Origin of the sequence: Enterococcus crotali (assembly GCF_000633635.1) — a bacterium.
Lineage (GTDB): Bacteria > Bacillota > Bacilli > Lactobacillales > Enterococcaceae > Enterococcus_L > Enterococcus_L crotali.
On record NZ_AYPQ01000011.1, the window covers coordinates 23,601 to 47,769 of the forward strand.

The 24,169-nt window shown below is 37.3% G+C and carries 20 protein-coding genes and 3 pseudogenes; 21 read left to right on the forward strand and 2 right to left on the reverse strand.

The genetic code is table 11. The features are described 5' to 3' along the window. Window positions 1-15: 15 nt before the first annotated feature. The 8 genes from V192_RS0118255 to V192_RS0118300 all read left to right on the forward strand — a co-directional run bounded on the left by V192_RS0118255 (window position 16) and on the right by V192_RS0118300 (window position 9,396). Window positions 16-687: a hypothetical protein gene (locus tag V192_RS0118255; protein WP_025873703.1), complete on the forward strand. Its 672-nt coding sequence runs from the start codon at window positions 16-18 to the stop codon at window positions 685-687. A 24-nt stretch (window positions 688-711) separates the two neighbouring features. Beyond that, window positions 712-1,419: a signal peptidase I gene (gene lepB / locus V192_RS0118260; RefSeq protein ID WP_025873704.1), complete on the forward strand. Its 708-nt coding sequence runs from the start codon at window positions 712-714 to the stop codon at window positions 1,417-1,419. 21 nt (window positions 1,420-1,440) lie between these two features. Continuing rightward, on the forward strand, window positions 1,441-2,157 hold the full coding sequence (lepB, locus tag V192_RS0118265; RefSeq protein WP_082266076.1) for a signal peptidase I: 717 nt from the start codon (window positions 1,441-1,443) through the stop codon (window positions 2,155-2,157). A 23-nt stretch (window positions 2,158-2,180) separates the two neighbouring features. Continuing rightward, the gene (locus V192_RS0118270) at window positions 2,181-4,814 is read left to right on the forward strand and encodes a YfhO family protein (RefSeq protein WP_025873706.1); all 2,634 of its coding nucleotides are present in this window, start codon (window positions 2,181-2,183) and stop codon (window positions 4,812-4,814) included. Further along, window positions 4,807-5,760, forward strand: a complete 954-nt coding sequence (locus V192_RS0118275) for a DUF5067 domain-containing protein (RefSeq protein ID WP_025873707.1) — start codon at window positions 4,807-4,809, stop codon at window positions 5,758-5,760. The genes V192_RS0118270 and V192_RS0118275 overlap by 8 nt, the downstream gene beginning before the upstream one ends. 10 nt (window positions 5,761-5,770) lie before the next feature. Continuing rightward, a complete protein-coding gene (locus V192_RS0118280) occupies window positions 5,771-6,511 on the forward strand; it encodes a hypothetical protein (protein WP_025873708.1) in 741 nt (246 codons plus the stop codon). A gap of 310 nt (window positions 6,512-6,821) precedes the next feature. Then, on the forward strand, window positions 6,822-7,166 hold the full coding sequence (locus V192_RS22490; RefSeq protein ID WP_025873709.1) for a hypothetical protein: 345 nt from the start codon (window positions 6,822-6,824) through the stop codon (window positions 7,164-7,166). Window positions 7,167-8,304: 1,138 nt separating this feature from the next. Next, window positions 8,305-9,396, forward strand: a complete 1,092-nt coding sequence (locus V192_RS0118300) for a M42 family metallopeptidase (RefSeq protein ID WP_025873711.1) — start codon at window positions 8,305-8,307, stop codon at window positions 9,394-9,396. Window positions 9,397-9,498: 102 nt separating this feature from the next. Here V192_RS0118300 and V192_RS0118305 read toward each other — a convergent pair whose 3' ends face one another. Continuing rightward, complete coding sequence (locus V192_RS0118305) at window positions 9,499-10,386, reverse strand: LysR family transcriptional regulator (RefSeq protein WP_025873712.1); 888 nt, start codon at window positions 10,384-10,386, stop codon at window positions 9,499-9,501. Between the two features lie 121 nt (window positions 10,387-10,507). On the opposite strand from V192_RS0118305, the gene V192_RS0118310 reads away from it, so the two are divergent. The 13 genes and pseudogenes from V192_RS0118310 to V192_RS0118370 all read left to right on the forward strand — a co-directional run bounded on the left by V192_RS0118310 (window position 10,508) and on the right by V192_RS0118370 (window position 23,395). After that, window positions 10,508-11,413, forward strand: coding sequence for an ACP S-malonyltransferase (locus V192_RS0118310; protein ID WP_025873713.1), 906 nt, complete (start codon window positions 10,508-10,510; stop codon window positions 11,411-11,413). An 8-nt stretch (window positions 11,414-11,421) separates the two neighbouring features. Beyond that, window positions 11,422-13,067, forward strand: a pseudogene (gene mdcA, locus V192_RS20690) (malonate decarboxylase subunit alpha). A 16-nt stretch (window positions 13,068-13,083) separates the two neighbouring features. Further along, window positions 13,084-13,383 (forward strand): malonate decarboxylase subunit delta, encoded by a 300-nt coding sequence (locus V192_RS0118320; protein ID WP_025873714.1) that lies wholly within the window; start codon window positions 13,084-13,086, stop codon window positions 13,381-13,383. Beyond that, window positions 13,373-15,054: pseudogene (mdcD, locus tag V192_RS20695) on the forward strand (biotin-independent malonate decarboxylase subunit beta). The gene V192_RS0118320 and the pseudogene mdcD overlap by 11 nt, the downstream one beginning before the upstream one ends. Next, a complete protein-coding gene (locus V192_RS0118330) occupies window positions 15,055-15,645 on the forward strand; it encodes a malonate decarboxylase holo-ACP synthase (protein WP_025873715.1) in 591 nt (196 codons plus the stop codon). A 23-nt stretch (window positions 15,646-15,668) separates the two neighbouring features. Then, window positions 15,669-16,751: an acyltransferase family protein gene (locus tag V192_RS0118335; RefSeq protein WP_025873716.1), complete on the forward strand. Its 1,083-nt coding sequence runs from the start codon at window positions 15,669-15,671 to the stop codon at window positions 16,749-16,751. Window positions 16,752-16,770: 19 nt separating this feature from the next. Further along, a complete protein-coding gene (locus V192_RS0118340) occupies window positions 16,771-17,649 on the forward strand; it encodes a triphosphoribosyl-dephospho-CoA synthase MdcB (RefSeq protein ID WP_025873717.1) in 879 nt (292 codons plus the stop codon). A gap of 240 nt (window positions 17,650-17,889) precedes the next feature. After that, window positions 17,890-18,318: a PTS sugar transporter subunit IIA gene (locus tag V192_RS0118345; protein ID WP_025873718.1), complete on the forward strand. Its 429-nt coding sequence runs from the start codon at window positions 17,890-17,892 to the stop codon at window positions 18,316-18,318. After that, window positions 18,305-18,772, forward strand: coding sequence for a PTS sugar transporter subunit IIB (locus V192_RS0118350; RefSeq protein WP_025873719.1), 468 nt, complete (start codon window positions 18,305-18,307; stop codon window positions 18,770-18,772). The genes V192_RS0118345 and V192_RS0118350 overlap by 14 nt, the downstream gene beginning before the upstream one ends. Beyond that, complete coding sequence (locus V192_RS0118355) at window positions 18,772-19,554, forward strand: PTS mannose/fructose/sorbose/N-acetylgalactosamine transporter subunit IIC (RefSeq protein ID WP_025873720.1); 783 nt, start codon at window positions 18,772-18,774, stop codon at window positions 19,552-19,554. Before V192_RS0118350 ends, V192_RS0118355 begins: the two co-directional genes overlap by 1 nt. Beyond that, the gene (locus V192_RS0118360) at window positions 19,551-20,375 is read left to right on the forward strand and encodes a PTS system mannose/fructose/sorbose family transporter subunit IID (RefSeq protein WP_025873721.1); all 825 of its coding nucleotides are present in this window, start codon (window positions 19,551-19,553) and stop codon (window positions 20,373-20,375) included. Before V192_RS0118355 ends, V192_RS0118360 begins: the two co-directional genes overlap by 4 nt. Window position 20,376: 1 nt before the next feature. Continuing rightward, a complete protein-coding gene (locus V192_RS0118365) occupies window positions 20,377-21,420 on the forward strand; it encodes a tyrosine-protein phosphatase (RefSeq protein WP_025873722.1) in 1,044 nt (347 codons plus the stop codon). Window positions 21,421-21,451: 31 nt separating this feature from the next. Beyond that, on the forward strand, window positions 21,452-23,395 hold the full coding sequence (locus V192_RS0118370; RefSeq protein ID WP_158001115.1) for a BglG family transcription antiterminator: 1,944 nt from the start codon (window positions 21,452-21,454) through the stop codon (window positions 23,393-23,395). Window positions 23,396-23,572: 177 nt separating this feature from the next. On the opposite strand, the pseudogene V192_RS21370 reads toward V192_RS0118370, so the two are convergent. Further along, window positions 23,573-24,169, reverse strand: a pseudogene (locus V192_RS21370) (SDR family oxidoreductase); the annotation flags it as partial.

The window sequence follows — 24,169 nt, forward strand, 5'->3', positions numbered from 1 at the left end:
AAGGAAGAAAGAAGAATGGGGATATTAGACTGGTCATTTGTTATTTTACTCTCTAGCGGGCTTCTTTTTTTCCTGTTTACAGTAGTCTTTTTAGTCCTGTTTCTATGGACGAATCGTACATATAAGCAGATGAAGAAAAAACAGGCGCCCAAAAACAAAAAAAAGCGTCGAAAGTTTCTACGCTTACGTAAGCAACTGATGAAAAAACGCAAAGGACAAGGGCTAAAGACACTTCTATTTCTTATTTTGACAATAATTGCGTTGGGCAGTGGTGTTTATTCACGTAATTATCAGCAAAATCATTTACAAGGAGAAGATTCTGGTGCCTTAGTACAGAGCTATTATTTACTTGAAGATGCTGTGATTCAGATAAACAATGTAAATACAGGAGAGAATCCACAAAAATCAATGAAAAATATCAAGGAAATTTCTTCTCGCTTAGCAAGCTATGGTGCGCGTAAATCAGCATTGACACTAAAGGAAGACGGACAATTGCTATTAAATCGACATTACACAGCTTTGCGGGAGCTTGGTGTAAACCTGAATGCTCAAAGTATTGAAACGCTGGAAAATAATGAAACAGTTGAAACGTATTTAAAGGATATAAAAAAAGTTCAAGAGAGTCAGAAAAAAGTATTTAAACGATTTAATGTAAATGAAGCTGCGTTAAAACAGCGGAAAAAATAACAAAGACAATTAGAGGTTTAATGCATGGGTAAAAAAAAGAAGGTTCTATTAAAGGAAGCGAATCGAAAAAAGAAAAAAGCCATTTCAACTAAGTATCCTGCTAAACCTGTGTCTAGAAAAAACACTCAAAAACGTACGTCAAAATCCACCATGCGAAAGAAAGCAAAACGTGCGAAAGCCCGAAAATCAGCTAAAGCGAAGCAGCATAAACAGTTTGTGAGGCAGCTTCTTTTTAGCTTGGGTATTTCCTTTGTTCTTTTAAGCATGGTCTTTTTATTTACGATTAAACTGGCAAAAGTAAGTGGTTATTCAATGACTCCGGTTTTAAATGATGAAGATCGTATCGTTGTTTTTAAGCGAAGCGAGATCAAGCGCTTCAGTTTGATATTGTTCAAAAGATCTGGTAAAGAAGCCTCAGCACTTAGAGTAGTCGGCCTTCCAGGTGAAGAGCTATCTTATAAGAATGGCGAGCTTATAGTTAATGGAGTAGAAATTCCAGAACGCTTTCTTTCGAATCAAGGCAATGAATTCGCAGAGGCAGCTCCAACAGAAGACTTCACCTTAATCAATGTGACGAAGATGAAAAAAGTACCGGAAGATAGCTATTTTGTTTTAGGTGATAATCGGACATACGCGACAGATAGCCGTTATTTTGGCTTTGTTAAAAAAAAGCAGGTTTATGGTGTCATTAAGGCGAGGATTTTTCCATTATATGATATGCGCCAATTTTAACAGGAATGAGCAGAGGGAAAAATGATGAAAAAACGAAGGAATGTGCCGACAGCTGAAATCAAAGAAAAGTCTGTCAATACAGCGCAACGATTAAAAAACAAACGAAAAAAAGCCGCCGGGAAAAGACGCAAGCAAGTTAAACCAAAGAAAAATAAGCTAAAGACTGCAACACTGAAAGAAAAGCTGAAAACTTTTTTTTCTATTGACAATCTTAAAGGAAATGCTGCTTTGCTGGTTTTATTCATAGCCGTAGTATTTTTTTTCTGGAATTTTTCAACGCATCGTGTAGATGGTCATTCGATGGAGCCAACATTTCAGACGAAAGATCGTATTTTAATTGCTAAAAACAGTGAGCCGACACGATACAGCATTATTACTTTTGAACCTAAAAATCGTAAGAAAGAATCGTACTTGAAACGAATAATTGGCATGCCAGGTGATCGGATTCAGCTGTTAGGAAACGCCTTGTTTCTCTTACCGAAGGAAAATGAAACGAAGGGTGACCTTGACTTAGCTAACGATCAAATTGATGGAACCATTAAGAGTTTGATCGCTGACAGTGTCATCAATGAACTAGTCAGCTATAAACGAATTCCTAAGGATTATTACTTTGTTGAAGGAGACAATCGACTGCATTCAGATGATAGTCGTGTCTACGGTTTAATCAATAAAAAACAGATTGAAGGCGTGGTGCTTTATCGCTATTATCCCTTTAATAAAATGGGCATGGTTCACTAAAATGTTGAGAGAAAGAGAGAGCATTGATGAAAAAAATTTGGACATTTACTAAACAGCATTATTTGACTATATTGTTAAGCTTTAGCATTCCAGCTGTGGTTATGATTGTGGTTTATTGGCTGATTGGGATTTATCCTGGCAGTGAACGTAGTATTTTAGCGACAGATTCCTTTGCGCAATATGCAAATTTTCATGCTAGTTTTAATAATGTATTACAAGGAAAGCAGAGTATTTTTTATACTTGGTCAGGCTCTTTGGGTTTAAATTATTGGGCGTTAGCGGCGTATTATTTAAATGGACTATTCACACCATTGGTCGCTTTTTTTGATAATGGTAATATGCCGGATGCACTTTACTTTTTAACGATTATTAAATTTGGTGCGATTGGTTTATCTTTTTGGTTTTTCGCCAATGCAACTTTTAAGTTAAATCGATGGCTGATTGTTGGATTAAGCGTTGCCTATGCCTTAATGTCTTATACTGTTGGTTATTCAGAAGTGATTATGTGGCTGGATGCCTTTGTGTATTTGCCGTTGATTGTGTTAGGGATTCATAGAGTCTTAGATCAAAAAAAGCCTACGTTATTATTTGTTAGTTATTTATTACTGTTTTTAACAAGCTTTTACATGGGCTTTATGATTGGTGTTTTTACCTTTTTATACGCCCTTATTCGGACGATTTTAAAAGCCAATCAGACAAAATGGGCGTTTCCTATGTATTTGTTTACATCTGTTTTAGCAGGATTAGCTTCAATGGTGACCATTTTACCGACGCTTCTCGATTTAAAGAATAATGGTGAAAATCTTAGTAGTATTTATACATTATTGACTCCAGATACTGGTGCATGGGATTTTGTCGCTAAAAGTATGGTTGGTGTGTATGATACGTCTCAATATGAAAGTATGCCATTTATTTATATCGGCTTAGTGCCTTTGATTTTTTGTGTCTATTATTTTTTAAGTAAACACATTTCATGGAAAGACAAGCTAGGTTACGGGAGTCTATTCGCTTTATTGATTGCCAGCGTCTATATCTATCCCTTAAACCTATTTTGGCATGGGATGCACATTCCTAACATGTTTTTATATCGTTTTAGCTTTTTATTTTCATTTTTACTGATTTTACTTGCAGGCTATGGCTTAGAAAAATTTGAAGCTTCTGAAAGTAATCGTTTAGTGAACGGCGTGATTGGAATCGGCGGGGTTTTCTTGATTTTTATGCTGCTTTCTAATAAAAAACGCTACGATGTTATTACAATGAACTCTTTAATTATCACATTTGTCTTCTTAATTATTTATGCAGGTATTTGGCTGTTTTGGGTTTCAACGAACAAGGGGAAAAAATGGCTGCCGTTCATTGTTCTCGTTTTAATGATTGGCGAGGCGGGCTTCAACGCAAAGGCCATGGTGGAAGGGATTCTTGTTGACTGGAATTACCCTGCTCGTTCATTGTATACCGAAGATTATGCTGAAATTAAAGAATTAGTTGATTTCAGTAAGCAACAAAATACGAGCTTCTTCCGCACTGAAAAATTAGATGGAGAAACGACAAATAAAAGCTTTAATTTTGGCTATCATGGTGTAGAAATGTTTTCGTCAATTCGTAATAGAAACTCCTCCCAGTATTTAAATGCGTTAGGCTTTCGCTCAAATGGGACCAATCTTAATATCGAATACATGAATAATACCTTATTAGCAGATGCTTTAGTTGGCATGAAATATAATTTAGCTGAGCAGGATATTATGAAATTTGGGTATAAAAAAATCAAAAATGCTGGAAATTACAGTCTTTATGAAAATCAGTACGCCTTGCCATTAGGCTTTATGACAGATAATGGTATTTACGAGCCGGAGGCAGTCAAAAATCAGACGGAATTATTCAATCACCTTGCCGGAACCAGCGGTGAATTTTTCAGCTTTGGTGAAGCAACGAGAGTGTCCGTTAATAATGCGATTGTGTCAGATGACGATGGTGTAACAATTGGTGAAACTGAACCTAATTTGCCTAGAGAGGTGACCTGGTTAGTGACAGTCCCAGGAAAATCACAAGGCTACCTTAGCTTGGTTCCTAAAAACTTTTCGGATGCGATGGGTGTAAAAATCAATGTTAGTGTAAATGGGGTTCAGCGCAAAAAAGGACTTGTGAATACAGGACAATACTATAATTTAGGTTATTACGAAAAAACCACAACAGTCAAAGTTACAACGACTTTTTCTGATGGCGACAATCAAAAACTAATGCTGTTTAAACCAGATGCAGTATTTTTAGATACAGAAAGCTTCAGTAGCGCAGTAGAAAAAATTCGTGAAAACGGCATTGACATGCAAACTACTGGGCGAAGAGCCACCGCCGAAGTTTCATTGGTAAAAGATCAAGTATTATTGACGACAATTCCTTATGATCGTGGCTGGAAAGTGCTGATTGATGGTGAAAAAGCTAATGTTACAGCATTTAAAGAGGCCTTCTTGTCGGTGCAAGTTCCAGCAGGTAAGCATCAAATTGAGTTTGTCTTTTTACCACAAGGCTTTGTAATTGGTGCTAGTATTTTTGGCAGCTGTCTCTTCCTTTTTAGTGGTTATCTTTGGTGGTTAAATAGACAACAAAGGTTGGCACGGAAGCATCAGGAAAAAAATAGTTTGGAGCAGATAGATGAATAAACAGCGGATAGTAAACGTGATTGGTTTTTGTTTTTTGATTTTGTTGTTGAGTGGTTGTCAAAGCAAAGGGGTAAGCAAAGATGCGGATTATTTTACAGTCGGTAATAGTGAATATCGTTTTCAATTGCCAAGTGGCTGGAAAGCTGAAGAGGAGTATCAAACTGTTTTTAATGAAGCCGCCGTTTTTGGAGCAGTGGATACAAATAGCCGAGCTGTTTTATTTATTCGTGGAGAATCTAGCCCCTTAATGAATCAAAAGCAGCTAAAGGATGCGACCGATCAAAAAGTTAATCAGCATTACGATGTGAAAAAAGGAACAGTAGCAGAATTCAAGGTCAAGGATTTTCCTGCAATTCATTATTTAATGCCTGGTGTGTATGATGGAAAAGCAGTTTGGCTGGATATGTATTTTATCTCAACGAAGACGCAGCTGATCAATATTCAATGTTATCGCCCAAAAGGTAGTAGTGCTAAGCAGCAACAAGAAACCCTCAAAAAATCAGTTGAAAGCTTAGAGCAATTAAGTAGTGGCTCACAGCGTGAATCATCATCAGAAGAAAAGAAGGATACTAGTAAAAATGGTATCCAGCAAATTGAAAATGAGCAGCTATCTATTCAAATAACAGGCTACAAAATTGAAAAACAGCACTTGATTATTAGATATGTTTTTACGAATAAAAGCCAAGCTGAGCTGGTTCCTTTGACTGAATGGCAAAAGCTGATCACTGTAACCGAAGCTAAACAAACGCTAGAACCAGTCACGCAATTAACAACGGAGGATGCTGATTTAAGCTATTTAATGGAGCAAGGACAAGCATCTTTAGCGACTGAGGACATTGTGGAAAGTGCAGTTGTATACGCGTTGACTTCAGAAACAGCTGAGCTTGTAATTTTTTCTGACCAGCAAAAGAATAATGAGCCGATAGAGTGGGTAATTGAGCGATAGGAGGAACTAAATGAAACGAGTGAGTAAAGGACTACTGCTGCTGAGCTTGATGCTATTTTTAGTTGGCTGCAGTGCTAAAAAGGCTTCAACTGTAGAAGAAAAACTGCCTAAATCAGATGAAAGTTTCATTTGGTGGTCAGAGCGTTTCAAGCAGTTTGGCAGCTATGACTATATGCTGAAAAATGGACAAGAAGCATTTACAGATTTAAAGAATAAATTCGATTTAGAAGTGGTACCTGTGTTCAATGATACCCGTCAAATCATTAAAGAAGATTTTTTGATTCCGGATGTGGCACAAGAGCCAGAAGAATTTTCGTTGCTAGCTAAAGGTACGGAGTTTTCTTTTTCCAGTTTAATTAAATTTAAAGATACTACAGGGCAATATTCTTCCTATGGTCGAGTTACCGCTAAGTACCAATATTTAAAAGAGCTGGATAAGGTGAAATTGCAGAGCAACAGTGTTGAAATCTTCAATTCAGTAGCAACAGAAGGTTTTAAGGGCAAGGATTTAGAAGAAACCCTGAATAAATTAGGTGCTAGCTTGAAGCTTGAGGATATGGATGATTTATTGAAAAAATTTAAAGAAGCGACAGCCGATCCAGAAAAGCTAAAAAAAGAAGAAGTAATCATCTACAATCACACAGAAATGGCACAGAAAAAAGCGATATTTAATAAAAAACTAAGTGTTTTTTACAATGAAGATAGTAAACTATCAGAAATCTACATGACAATCACCGATTTGAGAGAATAAATACAATTTGGGAAAACTAACTTGTATAAATAACAGAGAGCTGAGATATAATTCGAAGAGTTATATTTCAGCTCTCTAAAAGTCGAATATACGCTTTTAGGGCACCTTTTTTGACGTAAATGATGCTATTAAAACAAGCAATGACAAGTCGGTTTTCAATACTAGAAATGAGTTGAAACGCAACGTAAGAAACTACGAACGTCACGTATAATAGTAGGGATAAACTAAATAAATTATAGCTTGAAAGTATATTGACTTTCTAACTTTAATAGAGATAATATTATATGTATTAAAAAAAGGAAGTGTTCATTTGATCATATGGCAAGGTAAAGGCGGATTAGTATTTTTATCGTTAATTCTAGGTGCGATGGTTACTACTGTGATTTTTGGTTTTCTACCTATAGATACTGGGTATAAAGCGGGATATATCTTAGAAGGAGTAGTAATGACAGTCGTTGTGGCAGTTGTCAATCATTTATTTACAAAAAAGTTTATTTCAGACAACGTTAAAATTTTTATTGATGAAGAAACTGGTGAACGGATTCAAGTAAAAGATCGCTCATCTCTATTTTTCATACCAAATAAATATTGGACATGGATCATTTTGGTTTTTGGAATTATACTGACTATTAGTTCAAGCTCTGTATACAATTAAAGAAAAGCAGTTGGGGCAAAAGTGTTGCTTTTGCTTCCACCGTTTATTCGAACTCCTTGAGGCTGTGATGTGACTCTTAAAGTTATGTCCCAGTCTCATAGTTTTTCTATTAGTATTTGTAAAGTAAGCTTGTCTAGAACAGGCTCTTTATTTTTATCTAATTGAATTTGTAAAAAAAACGGGCATCTGGATGGAGCGTTTTTCCTATTTTCAATAGCAGCTTCTAAAGAATCAAAATCAAAATAGCTAAACTCTATAAAGAATAAGAAAGAGGAATAGAATGTATTATTTTTTGAAAAGCATAAGATTTTAGGTGCGTTAGTAGATATTGTTTTAATGTGTTTTTTAACAATTGGCATAGCTTATTTATTCTATCCTGTCGATTTTACGCGTTCGTGGTTTATTCCCGTGTTTTTAAATATATTTATTCTCTGTATGTTTTTCTATGTTAATCGGGTTCATGAACCACCAAAAAAGCGTCTCAAACTTTTAGATTGGCTGAATATTATTCGATGGCTGAATAGTATCGGCTTAATTTTGCACACGACAATTGGCTATTATACAAAATACTCTCATAAGCAGGTTATTAAACCAATTTGGAACCAGTCTAAAGAAATGATCGCTCTCACTATTTCAATCTATCTCTTTTTGATTATTTTTTCTAATGTTATGATTTTTTGGAGGAAAAATATGATCAAAAAGTTAATTCTAAAAAAAGAAGCGGTGAGAACGGTCATTAAGTCAAAAAATTAGACTAAAAGTGACAGGCCGCATATGTGACTAAACAAGGTTAATCATACTATTGCGATAATATATGCGTGCACAAATTGAAAGAGTGGTAGCGAATAAGGCGCTAGACCTCCAAATCCATAAGTAACATCAATTAATTGGTTTGGTAAAAAGATAGTGGCTAATAATACGCTCCAAACAGTTGTAATAAATGAAGTTTGCATAAAGCTATTTTTAAATTCTTTAATCATGTTTAAACGTTTTTTTCTCTATTGAAACGAAAAAAAATGAAGGAAAGTCAAAAATTACATAACCAGATTGGTATTGATAAAAACCAAAGAAGCATTTATAGGGTAGTAGGAAAACTGTTAAACTAAAAGTGTGAGGTTTTTAGAAAGGGGAATGTAACGTGGTAAAAGAAAATTTAAGAAGTCTGCTGAAGGAATTAACACAGGTCAATGGCGGTTCAGGTCAAGAGCAGCCGGTGATTAAAGCTGTTTTAGCATTGATTGAGCCTTATGTAGATGAGGTTAGTGTGGATCTTAAAGGAAATATCATTGCCCTTAAAAAAGGATACAAAGAAGGACCTAACTTGATGTTTGCGGCTCACACAGATGAAATCGGTTTGATTGTGAAAAACATCTTGCCGAATGGGTTTATTTTATTTGAAAAAATCGGCGGTGTTCCAGATAATTTATTGCCGGGTAGAAAAGTAGTGATTGGAAAAAATCAAATTCCCGGAGTGATTGGGAATAAGCCAGGGCATCTTCAATCACCTAAAGAAGCTAAAGTCGTAAAATCGGCTTCTGAATGTTATGTAGATGTGGCGATGTTTTCTCGTGAAGAAGTTGAAGCTTCAGGTATTCGGATTGGTGATCAAATTATTTGGACCAGTGATTTTATGGAAATGCATAATAATGATTATATTGCGACAAAAGCGATAGATGATCGAATTTGCTGTTCCATTTTAGTTGAATTATTCCGAAATATAAAAAAAGAAGACTTTGCAGGAACCTTATACGGGGTCTTTACAGTCCAAGAGGAAGTTGGTTTATATGGCGCGGAAACAGCTGTTTATCGTGTGCCGGCAGATTATGCAATTGCATTAGATACGATTCCTTGCGGGGATACGCCAGAGGTTAACACGGAAATAGAATTGCCGATTCGTTTAAATCAAGGACCAGGCTTACCTGTGGCTGATGGTGTTGGAGATCGCTTCTTTAGTTTTATTCATCCTGCAATTCGTCAAGTAATTGAAAACAAAGCGGAAGGGTTATCGATTCCGTTGCAAAAAGTTGCTATTGTAAGTGGTGGCTATACAACTGATGGTGCAGCGTTAACAAGAGCTAACGGCGGTTTGCCAGCAGGGACCTTAGCCGTTCCTCGTAGATATTCTCATTCTCCTGTAGAGCTAGTTAGCTTAAATGACGTTGTAGCGGTGTACCAAATTGTTGAAGCAATCGTTAAGGATAATGAAAATATTAATTTATCATTTATTTAGAGAAATGGGACAGAGCTTGGGACAGAAGCTTATTTCTGAACAAATTGTTTTTACTCCCACCGTTTAGTTGAATTCCTTGAGACAGGGACATAACTCTTTGAGTTATGCTCCTGTCTCATTTTTTGCTTCTTTTTGAGCATAAAAAAATTCTTCTAAGGTTGTAACGATTGTTTTCGCTAAAGGATTATCTTCTGATAAATTTGAAGCAAGATAGATTGTTCTTTCTATAGGAAAGTCTTCAATCGGTTTGATAGAAAAGGAATCTGCCGCCTCATACGACCAAGAAATGGTAGGGAAAAAGCTAACACCTAAGCCTTGATGTAGTAAGGAACGCAAGGTTGCTGGATCATCGGTTGTTGATGTAATCGAAAGCTGTATATCTTTACCTTCAGCGGCTTGATCAATGGTTTTTCGAAAGGCATTTTTTTTCGACAACATAGTTAACGGCAACGGCAAAATATCCGCAAGATATATTTTTTCTTTTTTAGACAGTGGGTGTGTTTTAGGTAGGGCGATAAAAATAGGCTCCGTGATAATTGGGATATTAATTAGCCCTTTCTTCTTCTCTGATGTGAGAATGAGTACATCTTGCTGATGGTAATCGGGAAAGGCATCATGCTGCATGATAGTCAACTGGATGTTCGGATGTTTTTTCATAAAGTTTTGCACCAAACTAGGAATGGAGATCGACGCCACCTCTGGATAAAGGACAATGGAGGAAATCGTATTTTCGTTCATTGCATGAATAGTCTGTAAGCCTTCATCAAGCGTCTGTAAGCTTTTAAGGACATAGGGATAAAAGGTTTCTGCGTAGACAGTTAATTCGATATTTCGACCAGAATGAGTAAACAAAGGCAAATCTAAACTTTTCTCTAAATTCTTCATAGCACGACTTAATGCAGGCTGTGAAATGAAAAGTTCTCTGGCTGCCTGAGTGATATTTTTGGTCTCAACAACTTTTTTAAAATAGCGCAGATGTAGGTAGTTCATCCAGCTTCCCTCCATTGATACCTTTTGGTTATAGGTTTTTATTATATAGATATTTATCATTATAGCAAATATCCGTTAAGATAGTTGTAGAAAAAGTAAATCCTTTGAAAGGAAGTGCAGCATGAGTAATGGATTCTTATTTCCAGGTCAAGGCAGTCAGCGTTTAGGCATGCTGAAAGAAGTACCGCAAGCTTATTTGGATAAATGTCGAGAGGTAACAGGTATGGCGCTGATCGAAACAGAAGCCGCATATCAAGATACTGTGTTTATTCAATTAGCGCTCATTGTCAAAGCGGCCTACTTTATTGATGAGATGGCAAAAAATAAAATTCAGCCTGAACTTGTAGCTGGGCACTCGATTGGTGCCTTTGCAGCAGCACTTGCCTGTAAGACGATTACTTTTGAAGAAGTCCTGTCGGTTGTTTACCATCGGGCTTGTCTCATGAAAGAAGCGTATCCAGAAGGCTTTGGCATGGGTGTTATTAGTGGCTTAACGAGAACCGAGGTGACAAAGCTAGTTGAAGAAACATTTGATGAGGCGCAGCCAGTGTATATTTCTAATGAAAATTGTCCGCTACAACAAACGATTTCGGGAAGCCTTCAAGGAATGCAGCACACCTTGAATCAAGCAAAAAAACAGCAAGCCCAAACAGCAAAGCTGCTGAAAGTTCCAGTTCCTTCTCATTGTCAACTAATGGACGAAACGGTGGAAAAATTTACTCCATATATCAACGAGTTGCATTTTAAAGCTCCGGATTGTTTATATTTAAAAAACATAGATGGTCGTTCCACAGATAACATTACAGAAATCAAGCAAGACTTATTAACGAACATTGCACATCCAGTTCAATGGAATCAAATGATGGATGTTTCAAAAGAATTAGGCATGACGCTTGGCATTGAATTTCCACCAGGTAATACCTTAACGAAGCTGTATCAAAATAAATTTGGTGAAGAAATCCGCACCATTAATATCGAGCAGCATGGGATTGAAGATACTGTATTTCTATATGAAAAATGGAGATGAATTTGATAATGGAAAAAGAAAAAAGAAATTGGGCCAGCAAACGTGAGAAAAAGGCGAAAATCATGGCTGGTATCAGTGATTTAATGACAGGGAAGTACGTTGCGACAGAAGCAATTGTAGAGGTGTTAGAAAAAGTCATTCAGCCAGGTGACAAAGTCGTTTTAGAAGGCGATAACCAAAAACAAGCCAGCTTTTTATCAAAAAATTTAGAAAAAGTTGATACAAGTAAAGTCAATAACCTGCATATTATCATGTCTAGTATTTCTCGACCTGAACATTTAACGATTTTTGAAAAAGGAATCGCCAGTAAAATGGATTTCTCATACGCTGGAGCGCAAAGTGTTCGTGTGTCACAAATGATTGAAAACGGTACGATGAAATTAGGTGATATTCATACGTATTTAGAATTATACGGACGATTATTTGTCGATTTGATTCCAAATGTCGTATTAGTCGCAGCCGATAAAGCGGACAAAGACGGCAATCTTTATACAGGTTACAATACCGAAGAAACACCAACAATTGTTGAAGCTGCAGCCTTTAAAGACGGAATTGTTCTCGTTCAAGTAAATGAAGTGGTGGATAAATTACCGCGTGTTGATATTCCAGCTGATTGGATTGATATAATTGTTCCAGCTGATGAGCCTTATCAATTAGAAGCCTTATTTACCCGTGATCCTCAAAATATTACTGAATTGCAAATTTTAATGGCGATGATGGCCTTAAAAGGAATTTATGCTGAACATGAGGTTCAATCATTGAATCATGGGATTGGGTTTAACACAGCAGCTATTGAATTATTGTTGCCAACTTATGGTGAAACGCTGGGAATTAAAGGCAAAGTCGCCAAAAATTGGGTATTGAATCCACATCCAACCATGATTCCTGCAATCGAATCAGGCTGGGTTGAAAGTATTCATAGCTTCGGCGGCGAAGTCGGTATGGAAAAATATATTTCAGCTCGTCCCGATATTTTCTTCGTCGGAAAAGACGGAACCATGCGCAGCATCGTGCGTTATCTCAAACTGCTGGGCAATATGCAGCTGACATGTTTATCGGCTCGACCTTGCAATTAGATTATGAAGGAAATTCATCAACAGTAACTAAGGGTCGTTTATCCGGCTTTGGTGGTGCGCCAAATATGGGACATAACCCAGGTGGAAGACGTCACTCAACGCCAGCTTGGCAATCATTAAGAGATGAAAATAATCCTTTAGGCAAAGGGCAAAAGTTAGTTGTTCAAATGGTTGAAACCTATGGCTCCAATAAAAAACCAGTATTTGTTGAAACCCTTGATGCACTTGAGGTTCAAAAACAGGCAGGTCTTGCTAATGCACCTGTAATGATTTACAGCGAAGATACCACTCATATTGTGACAGAAGAAGGAATCGCTTATTTATTTAAAGCAAAAAATAAAGCAGAAAAACAAGCAGCCATTGCAGCCATCGGTGGCGTCACACCACTTGGTATGACAAGCACCAAAGAATCCTTAGACGAACTTCGGAAAGCTGGAATCGTTAAGTTACCAGAAGATTTAGGCATTAAACGTAGCGATGCAAAACGTTCATTATTAGCAGCTCAAACAATTGATGACTTGATTGAATGGTCAGACGGCTTATACGAACCGCCAATGAAATTTAGAACTTGGTCATAAAAAGGAGATAATAAAAATGGAACAATTATCATACACATATCCAGCAACAAAACCAATTAAAGAAAAAATTCACGTTGGAGTCGTTGGTTCAGGTGATTTAGAGATCCTTATGTTTCCAACAACTAAATCAGAATCAACCGTTCAAGTATGTACAGGAAGCGATGGCTTCCAAGAAATATGGCAAAACGTTTTAACCCGCTTTTTTGATCGGTATCCTATTTTGTCAGATATTGTAATTAATGATTTTGGTGCAACACCTGGAGTCGTTTACTTACGCTTGACGCAAGCAATGGAGGAAATTTCAGATGAAAAATAGTTTTGTAGAACTACAAGCAAGAGAACGCGTAAATGCATTATTAGATGAAAACAGCGGTCGTGAATTGATTGATCCCTTCGATCAAATGATCGCGCCAAACTTAGTAGCGCAAGGAATTGTTCCAGAAAGTGATGACGGAATTATTGTTGCTCGCGGAACTATTAATAAGCAAGCTGTCGTTGTGATTGCGACAGAAGGGAAGTTTCAAGGTGGCGGAATTGGTGAAGTTTCTGGTGCCAAAATCATTGCAGCCTTGACACATGCTTTAGAAGAAAATCAAGCAGGAAATGAACTTATTCCTATTTTGATTTTAGATACAGGCGGCGTTCGTTTACAAGAAGCGAATTACGGTTTACTATCAATTTCTGAAATCGGCAATCTAATTGTTGCGCTGAAAAAATATGTACCAGTAATCGGCGTAGTTCCCGGTCGTGTCGGCTCGTTCGGCGGTATGTCAATTACGTCTGCGTTAATGAGCTATCTAATTTCTACTAAAAAAGCTAGAGTTGCTTAAATGGCCCGGAAGTTATTGAGCAAGAAGCTGGTGCCCGTGAATTTGATTCCAGTGATAAGGATTTAATTTGGAATACAATTGGTTCACGTCAACGTCTAAATGCCAGAATTGTCGATGAAATCGTTACTGATTCAGTAGAAGATATTCGAGCAGCTGTCGTTACAGAAATGAAAGAGCGCAAAGACAGCCACAGAAGTGAAAGCTCTGCTTTTTACCTATCGTTGCTTTCAGAACTTGATTTGTCTAAACCAATGACTATTGAAACGTATAATGAAGCATTGAAACATCATCAAATGAAAGAAGTGGCGCTTCCGATTGTAACTGAAACACAAGAAGCAGTCAGCAATAGTGTGGGTTACAACTGGTTTCAAGCGTTATCAGATTACCATCAACCAAAATCGTCTGTTAGTACAGTTTACTATGGTCCTTCAAGTAAATTTGTAGAAGAAGCAGTTGTTACTAGCATTATTTCAGATGAAAAAAATCCCATGTACCGGGTTCGCAATGGTGAGGTTGGTTTAATAGAAGGCTTCCGCATGGGGCAAATTCTTGAAGCCGTTTATCAAGAGGATAAAGACAAGTCTGTGAAACGTCCAATCATTGCAGTGATCGATGTACCAAGTCAAGCTTACGGCTACAACGAAGAATTAATCGGTATTCACGTTGCGTTAGCGAATAGCGCTGCGGGCTATGCTAAATTACGTCAAGCAGGTCATCCAATTATCGGTGTAATTGCTGGAAATGCGATTTCTGGTGCGTTCCTGGCTCATGGCTTGCAGGCTTCTCGTTTAATTGCCTTAAACAGTAATGAAATTAGCGTTCAAGCGATGTCTAAAGCCAGTGCCGGTCGTGTCACGAATCGTTCAATTGAAGAAATTGAAGCGGCAGCCGAAAAAGTACCAGCGATTGCTTACGATGTTCGCAGCTTTAATAAGCTTGGTGCTGTCTATCGCTTCTTAGATGAAATCACTAGTCAAGAAACCTCAGTACAAAGTGTTGAAAAAGTTATAGCAGCTGTTAATGATGCAATTGAAGACGTCAGAAAAACGGCGGATACAATGCTTACTGCTCGTTATACCAATGACATTGCTGTCAAAAATGGGCGTGTAGAAACAAATAAAGTCCGTACAAAAATGGCGGAAGAATGGAATGCTTAGATGATAGAAGCACACGATATTGTTCGCATTCATCCCTCCTTTATGTCCACGAAAGAATGGCCAGATTGGTTTAAAGCAACAGATAGACTATATGCTACCGTACGTCGGGCTGTGGTAAACGAGAAAGTGATTCCTGTCGGCTTACGAGGACAGCAACGAAATCAACGGTTTGCGTTTGAACTTCCTGTAACGGCAGTGGAAGAAGTCATTCATCCGTGGGAGCTGATTCAAAAGGACAGCTTTCGCCAAAAGGAAGTTGCTGATTTTTCAGCTTACCAAGCGTATATTCAAGCAAGAAAACTATTGCAGGAGACTACGTGGGGTGTTGGCGGCAGCTTAGGCTTTGAGCTAGCTACAGATTATCCTACCATTAAAGAAACTAGTGACTTAGATGTATTGATTTATGTAAAAGAGTCTGCTGAATTGCCTTTAGAGGTGATTCGGCAGAATCTTAGCCTTTTTTCACAATGGGATACGCAGGTTATTACAAAAAAAGGTGGTTTTTCCTTAAAAGAATATCTACAAAACCCCAATAAAAAAATTCTATTGAAGACGATTACGGGGCCTATCTTGACGGATAAGCTGTGGTAAAAACAGAGAAAAGTGGGAAAAAAATGTTTGAAAATAAAGAAATCAAGATCAATGTAAGTGATTTTCAAAAAGTATTCGCTGTAACAGCGGTAATGATGCAGACAATCTTGACCTTTGCGCTGGCAAATACAACGAATGAAACGACAGCTACTTTTATTGGTGCTTTTTATGTGGTTGTTAAATACACGGCACCGATGTTTATTTTTGCAATTGTTTATAATATGGTAAAAACAAGTCAGCAGTTAACCTATGTCGAGTTCTTAAAGGAAAAATTTTTTGAGCTGGTTGTGCCATATGTTTTATGGACAACAGCCTATCTGTTTGTTTTTCCAGCGGTTCAGCAAAAGGCACCATATACAGACGCAGGCTCCTTCTTATTGAAGTATGTAACAGGTGATGGCGGACCACATTTATGGTATACGGTAATGATGTTGCAGATTCAATTATTCATGCCGTTTTTTGTTTGGCTAGGCTACAAAGTGTTTGAGAAAAAAAGGGTGTTGCCCGTTCTTTTCTTAGCAACAGTGTTGTATGTTTTATGGTATCTTTTTTATCAAAATCAGGTCTTGACTGGTGCACATCATGAGGATTGGTATTTGTTAGATCGGTTTGTTTTGAGTTTTATGATTTATGGTGTATATGGTGCAGCTGCTTTTCGTTATCATGAAGTACTGTACAATGTGCTGAATAAGCTTCGTTATGCACTGCTTCCTGTTGCCTTAGTCTTGACTATGTTTGCGATCCAAGGGCTGTTATCAGTGTCAGGTGAGGTTAGCTTCGCTAATGCGCCGTATTTAAATACAGTTCAAAGCTTGTACAGTTTATTAATTGTTCTTTCAGTAATTTTATTTGCTTCAAAAATGATTTTGAAAAATTCACCCAGCTTACCTGTTTTCAAATGGCTGTCAACCTATGCGTATCGGACCTATTTGGCCAACGTGTTTGTTTTTCAAACGTTATTGCTACTATTTAAAGATACTTGGTTGAAACTACCATCAGGAATTATGATTGTTTTAGCCTATCTAACGACGGCTGCTTGTGCCTTTTTACTCAGCTACCTACTGCACAGCGTCTGGTCATGGATCAAAGGCTTAGCTAAAAAATAAAAAAGAAGGCGTTCTGACAATGAGTGTATCTAGTGAAAAAAGTGAATCTATTTGCTGGCTGTTAGCCAAAATGGTGGAAAAAGCGTTGATTGAAGAAGCCAGCTTAACACCGAAACCGGGCTTAGTAGATCGTCAAAATAGCGGGGCGCATGATGATATGAACTATGCGCTATTTATTAAATCCGCTCATAGTCTGACACCTTATTTTTATGAAATGGCGAAAGCCGCTTGGAACCGTCCATTGAATCAAGGGCTAAGAGAAGCAATTGCTAAAATTGGTCGCAAAGCTGAGGCTGCGATGTATCAAGCAACAAATCAGGTCAACACGCACAAAGGGGCTATTTGGGCACTGGGCTTACTAGTTAGCGTTGCTGCGAATCAATTCAGTATACAAACTCAGCTTGATAGGAAGTGTTTTTTCTCGGAAGTGGCTAAATTAGCCGCTTTACCTGATACAGCCTATCATGAAAAAGAAGAAACTCATGGCTTGAAAGTGAAAAAGCAATTTAATGTATCAGGAGCTTACGGAGAAGCGCTGGCGGGGTATCCGCATGTTCAAATAGCGTTGAAAGAGTATCGAAAGCATTCGTCAGAAGTGCCTGAAAACCGTTATTTGCATATGCTTTTAGCCATTATTGCTTCGCTTGATGATACGTGTATTTTGTATCGAAGCGACCAAGCTTCTTTGGAAAAAATTCAAGCTTTAGCTAAGAATGCAAATCAGGAAGGATTGCCTAATCAAGCCTTCCTTCAGTTGGTTGATTTTTGTGAAGAGCGCCATGTTTCCCCAGGGGGCAGTGCTGATTTATTAGCTGCCAGCATGTTTATCCAATCATTGAAAGAAGATCAAATTATTTTAGAGATGCTTAATAAAAAAACAAACGGCATAAGTAGCTAATCATAAAGAGGTGCTTACGCAGTTTTTTTTTGCTTTTTTGGTATTAAATTTAAACTAACTTAAAAATAGAAAGAACAAGACGCTGTGTCTTGTATATTGAAAATATAGCATAAATAAGCTAACACCTCTATGTGATTTCACTATATATGGTGAAAAAAATGAACTTGAAAACGCTTTTCATTGAAACTAAAATGAAAACATAATAAACGCACAGTCGTTTAAGTGAAAGGAGAAAGTGAAATGAATGATTTAGGTATTATGATTATGAGTCATGGCGATTACGGTAAAGCGGCAATTGAAAGTGCCCAGTTGATTGTTGGAACACAAACTAATTATGAAACACTTAGCGTTTTTGTAGTAGATCAAGTAGATGCATTAAAAGAGGAAATGTTAGCAAAGGTTGAAAGCCTAGATACAACTAAAGGGTTATTGATACTAACGGATATTATCGGCGGTACACCGGCAAATTTAGCGGGATATTTACTTGCTAAAGAAGAAACGATGCTTGTTTCAGGAATGAACTTACCTATTTTACTTGAAGTGCTGATGAATCGTCATAAAACCTTGGATGAGCTTCATGCAATTATTATGGCAGCTTATGAGCAAGGGGTTACGATCAGAACAAATAAAGACTTAGAAAAGGAAGATGATGAAGATGATTTGCTTTAGCAGAATAGATGACCGTTTAATTCATGGTCAAGTAGTAACTACATGGGTCAATATGTACAATATCGAACAAATAATTGTTTTAAACGATAAGATCGCTAACGATAAAACACAGAAAAATATTTTAGCGATGGCAGCGCCGCAAGGCATTAAGGTCAAAGCGTTTCCAATTGAAAAATTTGGTGAAATAATCAAGACCACAGAAATAACGAGAAGAACGATGCTGCTGTTTTCTTCAAGCGTCGACGTTTTAACAGCTGTGAATGCAGGAGTTCCAATCGATAAATTAAATATCGGTGGTATGCGTTATCAAGAAGGTAGAGAACGATTGACCAAAGCTTTAGCTGTTACGCCGACAGAGAAAGAAGCGTTTAAAGGCTTGCTGGATCAAGGAATGGAAATTACAGTTCAAATGGTACCGAACGATGACAAAGTTGATTTAAAGGAGGTTATCTGATGCTGACAGCATTACTTGTTGCCGCTTGGGCGGGAATTTGTGCCATCGATGATATTGGGACCCAGATGATCAGAAGACCGTTGTTAATTGCGACGGTAGTTGGTTTTATCATGGGAGATGTTAAATCAGGTTTGGTGATTGGTGCAACCTTGGAAGTTATGTGGATGGGTGTCGGAAATGTTGGTGCCTATTCAGCTCCAGATATTATCTCAGGAACAGCGATTGGAACAGCTCTTGGAATCGCATCTGGTGGGACAGCGACAGCTGTTGCATTGGCTGTACCGACGTCTTTACTTGCACAGCAATTATTGATTTTATACAGATCAGGGATCGTTTATTTAAATCCAATCGCAGATAAAATTGCCAATACTGGTGATTTCAAAAAAGTGTTCAAGATAAATTATATTCCGATGATGATTGCATTCATGATTCGTGCAGTACCGACATTCTTAGCAATCTATTTTGGTGCCGGAGCAATTGATAAAATCGTAGAAGCTTTGCCAGAGTCAATTATGAACGGCTTAAGCGTGGCAGGCTCAATCATTCCTTCAGTTGGGATTGGCTTGTTAATGTTAATGATGCTTAAAAAAGGTGAGCTATGGACATTCTTGATTGCTGGTTTTACTTTAGCCGTGTATTTAGATTTATCCGTATTGCCGATTACACTAATCGCCTTGCCGATTGCGTTGATTTATGACTTGGCAACACAAGAAAAAGTTGTCACTGTTCAAGCAAATGCTGGTGGAGATATGAGTGATGATGAGGAGGACTACGATCTATGAACGATTTAGACGTAACGAATAAAATAACGAAAAAAGATTTAAATCGCGTATTTTGGCGGATGCAGCTATTAAATGTAACGAATAACTTTCAGTCAATGCAGGCGATTGGTTTTTTATCTAGCTTTACACCTGTTTTAGAACGGCTATATGCTGATGAGCCAGATGAGCTGAAGAAAAAAGCGATGAAACGACATCTTGAATTTTTTAATAGTCATGTGAATGCGGATGCATTGATTTTAGGAGTGGCAGCAGCAGTTGAAGAAACCACGACAGAAGACGAAAAAGAAACTGTTACAGCGATAAAAACAGGTTTAATGGGACCACTAGCCGGAATTGGCGATAGTATTTTGAAATTCACCTGGCTACCGATTTGTGGAAGTATCGGTGCCTCTTTAGCCTTAAATGGTAGTCTACTAGGTCCCGTCTTGATGTTTTTACTTTATAATGTTGTGAATGTTGGCTCTAAATATTATGGTATTCATTTAGGCTATTCTAAAGGGATGGAAATGATTAATGGCGCTGGCGGGAATGTCCTACAACGTCTATCAAACATGGCTAATGTAGTAGGTTTAATGGTTATCGGCGCATTGATTGCTTCGGTAGTGAAAGTAAATATTGTTGCAGAAATTTCAGCTGGGGAAAATGTCATTAAATTCCAGGAAATGTTTGATAAAGTTATGCCGGGATTATTTAGCTTATTAGTCATTATCGTCGTTTATAAAATTTTGAAGAAAACCAATGGAAAGCACGCACCGCTGTTGATTTTAGGGATTATGGTTATTTCTATTCTCTTGACGATGGTTGGCGTATTGGGCAAATGATATGACAGCAGAATATACAGTAACGCAATCAGAAGAGAATCTTTTTATCATTGAAAAACCAGCTTTTTTAAGTGGTGAAATAGAGGTATACTTAAAGAAAACACCGACAGATAATCAGCCAAAATTTTTATTGAAGACTGCTGAAAATCCTATTGAAGTGAATGTCGGCGAAATTGACTTTCGTCCGTACTTTTTATTGAAAGGTGAGAATACTGAGAAAATAGTTGCGCAAAGAACACTTCCAGTTGACGGAATGAATAACTTTAGAGATATGGGCGGCTACGAAACAGATAGTGGTAAAACAGTAAAATGGGGCATGTTGTATCGCTCAGACCATATTCATAACGCAAAGGAAAGTGGTATCCGCTACCTACAGAAATTAAATATCAAAACGATTATCGATTATCGTAGCGATGAAGAAATTGAAAAATACCCGAATAAAAAAATTACAGATGAGGTCAACACGTTTCAGCTTGATCCCAATGCACATGCGGCCGAGTTGTCGGCGCAGTTTACATCATCGAAAGATAATGAAGACAGCAGTTTAATTAATAAAATTATCGAACAAAAAGAAAATGGTCAATTAGTTAGCCGCTATGACATCGTGATGGAGCAATATAAAAACTTTGTCAATAAAGAAAAATCGAAAGAAGCCTTCAGTAGTTTGTTAAAAATAACTGCTGATCCGAAAACGCCGGCGATGGTGCAGCATTGCCGTGGTGGAAAAGATCGGACTGGTTTTGGCGCGATGCTGGTTTTAGGCGTTCTCGGTGTTGCTAAAGAAGATTTAATCGCTGATTATATGCTGACGTATACGAATCGTGTCGAGCGAAATCAGGTGAAGATGACGGCTTATAAAAAGCTAACTAGTGATCCAGATGTTTTAAATTATTTATATTCCTTGATTGAAACAAGAGCAGAGTTTATCGAAGAGTCTATTAATGAAATTGAAAAAAGCTACGGAACGATTAGAGACTATGCTGTAGCAGAACTGGGTTTAACGAATGAAATGATTGAATCGATGAAAGATCAATATTTGGAGTAAGCATAAAAAACGAATGTACGGAGGGGCAGAGATGAAGTCGGGACTATCAAAGACCATGGAATTTCTAGAGAACAAAGCTAGGTTTAAAGCACTCTTTTTGCTCCTGCTTCGTTCGGAAGATTATGTTAAAAGCGACAGCTTAGCAGATGAGCTTGGGGTGACGTCACGAACGGTCAAGACAGATATTCAATCATTAAAAGACGAACTAGCACAAATTGACATCACAGTTATCTCTAAAAGATCTAAAGGGTATAAGCTAAAAATTACCGATAAAGAGTATGAAAACAGCATTAAGGAGTTTTATCAAATTTATCAATCCACTACGATTGATAGTGAATTTGATACGAGAGTTCAATATATTTTAAGACGTTTGTTGATTGCTAAAGAGCCAGTCAAAATGGAAGCTCTTCAAAAAGAGCTAAACAGCAATACCAGCAATTCGTTAAGTAAAGAGCTTCAGCGAGTGAAAGAACTGCTGACAGATTATGACTTGACGTTGATGGTTCGACCTCATTATGGGATGCTGATTCAAGGCGCTGCGTTTAAAAAAGTGATGCTGACTATTCGAGTGTATAAGCATTTCAACAAAGTTGCAAATCCAGATTTTGGGATACCGGAATACAATGAGTTGTTTTTTTGTCATCAGCAGGAAAAAGAAAAAATCAGGAAAGTATTTTATCGAACCATGATTAAATCTAGAGTAGTTTTTTCTGACATCAACGCGGAGCGTTTTTTTGTCTATCTGATTTATTTTAGAAACAACAATGCTGAGCTGGAGAGTAGCGACTTGGGTTTTCCAGAGCTGGATTTTGAGTATAGGGATACCGAAGAATATGCGTTAGTCGTTGAGATTATCCAAAAATTAAGAAATCAATTTTCAGATTTTAAATTTTCCGAAAAAATCATTCAGTTTTTGACGTATCTAGCAATTATCAGTACCGATCTTTATCGTTTTAAAGATTGCACCAAAGAAAATTACGGTAGTCTTTTGGAATTAGCGGAAGAAACGAGGAATTTTTTATTAAAAAATCTTTCGCAGTATCTACAAATCGATATTTTTGACGATTATACTTGCATTAAAGACTTACTGAAAATCATGCTGCCAATCAGCTTGAAAATTAAGTTAAAAGTCTCTGACAGTATCGATCTAGGCTATGAAAATATCCGAGATTATGAAAACGAGCCTGTATTAGAGCATTATATGCTGAAATTGTGTGATGAATTTTATTTAAAATACGGCTATAAGTTTTCTGTTAGAGAACAGCATATTCTGTTTAGTACCTTTTTAGGCACACTTAATCGGATTATTTTGGAGCATCGTAAGCTTAAACTGGCGATTATCGCTATAGATGGTCGACTTGGGACGCAGCAATTGAAGTTTAATCTGCAGCATCACTTTTCCGCATACATTGAGAAAATTGAAACACGGGTTCTCTACGAATTGGATTTTTTGAATGAACAAACCTACGATTATTATTTATGCTCAAATTATGGGAAAAATATGAATATCAACTATGCACCAATTTATTTTGCCGAAGAGGACATGACTGAATTTGAATATGTAGATTCTTTTCGCCATATTTTTTTAGATGCTTTTGACTACGATAAAGTCATGCCGAGTATTGCTTTTATTGAAATGGATCAAAAGTATAAGTTTAAGCATTTTCCGATTGAGGAGTATTTTCAAGAAGGAAGCACCTATGAACACATCAAGCTAAAAGGACACACGCAAATTCATATTTACTTCGATCTTTCTGCTAAGACAGAAAGCTTCCAGCTTTTTTCTTTTCCTAAAACAGAAGACCAATCGCTGGGTGGGAAAGAATACTATCTATTGTTACACTTAGCGATAGAAGAGGATAAACAAAAGCTGCGAATGTTTTTAAATATCATTAATAGCTTAGCGGAAGATCGCGAAAAGCTCATCCGCTTCTGTCATGAAAAAACAGACAGCTATACTAATTTTTTCTTATAGCATCCACAGAGAACAGCGATATAAAATCATCGGTTGATTTTATATTGCTGTTCTTTAGGTATCGTTATATCACTGGGAGTGATGTGAGACGAGACCGCAATTTAAGCTAAACGCTGAAGCTATTTTGTACAATGAAGCCACATTAGGATTCCGAGAAGTCTGTTACCGTCTGTATTTTTACAACGTTTTTTGTAGCTGCTCAGGTAACCCTCTATCAACGTAGATAATACCACCTACGATACCGGCTGCTAATGCACTTACTAAGAAAGCACAGGTATTTCCAACTTCTTCGATAGTAACACCGGCTTTATCTGGCGTGCGGCCTTCAGATAATTTGATTAGCTGACCGTGATCTTTTACAGCCGCCTCTAAAGAAGCTTTTGTGATTCCTATCATGTTGTAGTTAGGAATGGCTCTTTCTGAGCCTAGATAAGTTATCTTAACGATTTCAGAACCAGGATTTAAGAATGGTGTGGTGAGCGACTGATGTCGATGACATTGCCATCTAACTCTTCTTTATTGGCAAAGGCAATCGCATGGAAAACGCCATCGATTTTATCAAACTTTTTGTGAATTGTCTGAAAGGCTTGAGCGATAGAGTCATCAGAAGCAACATCACATTCAACTAATAAACATGTTGGTTCAGCCGATTTTAAGGCTTGTTTTTTCATACGATCATTTTGGTAAGTATAAATGATTTTAGCACCTTTTTCCTTGATTATCATACCTAGACCATCACCAAAAAAATATTTAATTTCCAGATTAAATATTTTT

What these genes read in the sequence shown, in the direction of transcription:
- V192_RS0118255 (WP_025873703.1), top strand. Translation starts at nt 16, where the DNA reads ATGGGGATATTAGACTGGTCATTTGTTATTTTACTCTCTAGCGGGCTT.
- lepB (WP_025873704.1), top strand. Translation starts at nt 712, where the DNA reads ATGGGTAAAAAAAAGAAGGTTCTATTAAAGGAAGCGAATCGAAAAAAG.
- lepB (WP_082266076.1), top strand. Translation starts at nt 1,441, where the DNA reads ATGATGAAAAAACGAAGGAATGTGCCGACAGCTGAAATCAAAGAAAAG.
- V192_RS0118275 (WP_025873707.1), top strand. Translation starts at nt 4,807, where the DNA reads ATGAATAAACAGCGGATAGTAAACGTGATTGGTTTTTGTTTTTTGATT.
- V192_RS0118280 (WP_025873708.1), top strand. Translation starts at nt 5,771, where the DNA reads ATGAAACGAGTGAGTAAAGGACTACTGCTGCTGAGCTTGATGCTATTT.
- V192_RS0118305 (WP_025873712.1), bottom strand. Translation starts at nt 10,386, where the DNA reads ATGAACTACCTACATCTGCGCTATTTTAAAAAAGTTGTTGAGACCAAA.
- V192_RS0118310 (WP_025873713.1), top strand. Translation starts at nt 10,508, where the DNA reads ATGAGTAATGGATTCTTATTTCCAGGTCAAGGCAGTCAGCGTTTAGGC.
- V192_RS0118320 (WP_025873714.1), top strand. Translation starts at nt 13,084, where the DNA reads ATGGAACAATTATCATACACATATCCAGCAACAAAACCAATTAAAGAA.
- V192_RS0118330 (WP_025873715.1), top strand. Translation starts at nt 15,055, where the DNA reads ATGATAGAAGCACACGATATTGTTCGCATTCATCCCTCCTTTATGTCC.
- V192_RS0118335 (WP_025873716.1), top strand. Translation starts at nt 15,669, where the DNA reads ATGTTTGAAAATAAAGAAATCAAGATCAATGTAAGTGATTTTCAAAAA.
- V192_RS0118340 (WP_025873717.1), top strand. Translation starts at nt 16,771, where the DNA reads ATGAGTGTATCTAGTGAAAAAAGTGAATCTATTTGCTGGCTGTTAGCC.
- V192_RS0118345 (WP_025873718.1), top strand. Translation starts at nt 17,890, where the DNA reads ATGAATGATTTAGGTATTATGATTATGAGTCATGGCGATTACGGTAAA.
- V192_RS0118350 (WP_025873719.1), top strand. Translation starts at nt 18,305, where the DNA reads ATGATTTGCTTTAGCAGAATAGATGACCGTTTAATTCATGGTCAAGTA.
- V192_RS0118355 (WP_025873720.1), top strand. Translation starts at nt 18,772, where the DNA reads ATGCTGACAGCATTACTTGTTGCCGCTTGGGCGGGAATTTGTGCCATC.
- V192_RS0118360 (WP_025873721.1), top strand. Translation starts at nt 19,551, where the DNA reads ATGAACGATTTAGACGTAACGAATAAAATAACGAAAAAAGATTTAAAT.
- V192_RS0118365 (WP_025873722.1), top strand. Translation starts at nt 20,377, where the DNA reads ATGACAGCAGAATATACAGTAACGCAATCAGAAGAGAATCTTTTTATC.
- V192_RS0118370 (WP_158001115.1), top strand. Translation starts at nt 21,452, where the DNA reads ATGAAGTCGGGACTATCAAAGACCATGGAATTTCTAGAGAACAAAGCT.